This is a genomic window from Halomonas sp. ML-15 (genome assembly GCF_014779595.1).
Taxonomy (GTDB): Bacteria; Pseudomonadota; Gammaproteobacteria; order Pseudomonadales; family Halomonadaceae; genus Franzmannia.
Window position 1 is genome coordinate 1,372,000 of sequence record NZ_JACXZT010000019.1, and the last position, 1,124, is coordinate 1,373,123.

At 63.7% G+C, this 1,124-nt stretch carries 2 protein-coding genes; both read right to left on the bottom strand.

The features are described from left to right. Positions 1-402: GTP-binding protein (locus IEI94_RS22680; protein WP_263574637.1), on the bottom strand; the 402-nt coding region annotated here is incomplete at its 3' end. Beyond that, positions 402-1,124 (bottom strand): sulfate adenylyltransferase subunit CysD (gene cysD, locus IEI94_RS18095; RefSeq protein WP_191168649.1); only part of this gene is annotated, 723 nt, incomplete at its 5' end. The genes cysD and IEI94_RS22680, both read right to left, overlap by 1 nt.

A 1,124-nucleotide genomic window follows, 5' to 3' on the forward strand; every position in this document is an offset into this window, starting at 1 on the left:
CAGGATCACCGCCAGGCTCGCCGTGGAGGCGCCGGTGGCCATATTGCGAGTGTACTGCTCGTGCCCCGGCGTATCGGCGATGATGAACTTGCGCTTGTCGGTGGAGAAGAAGCGGTAGGCCACATCGATGGTGATGCCCTGCTCGCGCTCCGACTGCAGGCCGTCGACGAGCAGTGCCAGATCCACGGCGTCACCGGTGGTGCCGCTGGTCTTGGAGGCCTGGGTAATCGCCGCCAGTTGATCCTCGTAGATCATCTTGGAGTCGTGCAGCAGCCGCCCGATCAGGGTCGACTTGCCGTCATCGACGCTGCCGCAGGTGATAAAGCGCAGCAGGTCCTTGTTCTCGTGTTCCTTGAGGTAGGACTCGATGTCCTCGGCGATCAGTGCTGATTGATGCGACATTAGAAATACCCCTCACGCTTCTTCTTTTCCATTGAGCCGGCCTGGTCGTGGTCGATGGCCCGGCCGCTGCGCTCGGAGGTTTTCGTCAGCAGCATCTCCTGGATGATCTCGGGCAGGGTCGCGGCTGTCGACTCCACCGCACCGGTCAGCGGGTAGCAGCCCAGGGTGCGGAAGCGCACCCACTTCTCCTCGGGGACTTCGCCGGGCGCCAGCGGCAGGCGCTCGTCGTCGACCATGATCTGCATGCCGTCGCGCTCCACCACCGGGCGCGGCGCGGCGTAGTAGAGCGGCACGATGGGGATCTGCTCAAGGTAGATGTACTGCCAGATATCCAGCTCGGTCCAGTTGGAGAGCGGGAATACGCGGATCGACTCGCCCTTGTTGACCTTGGCGTTGTAGATGCTCCACAGCTCCGGGCGCTGGTTCTTGGGGTCCCAGCGGTGGTACTTGTCGCGGAACGAGTAGACCCGCTCCTTGGCGCGGCTGGCCTCCTCGTCGCGCCGCGCGCCGCCGAAGGCGGCATCGAAGCCGTGGTGACTCAGCGCCTGCTTGAGCGCCTGGGTCTTCATCACGTCGGTGTACTTGGCGCTGCCGTGGTCGAAGGGGTTGATATTGGCCGCCCGCCCCTCCTCGTTGGTATGCACGATCAGCTCCATGCCCGCTTCCGCCGCCATGCGGTTGCGGAATTGGATCATCTCCTTGAACTTCCAGGTGGTGTCGAT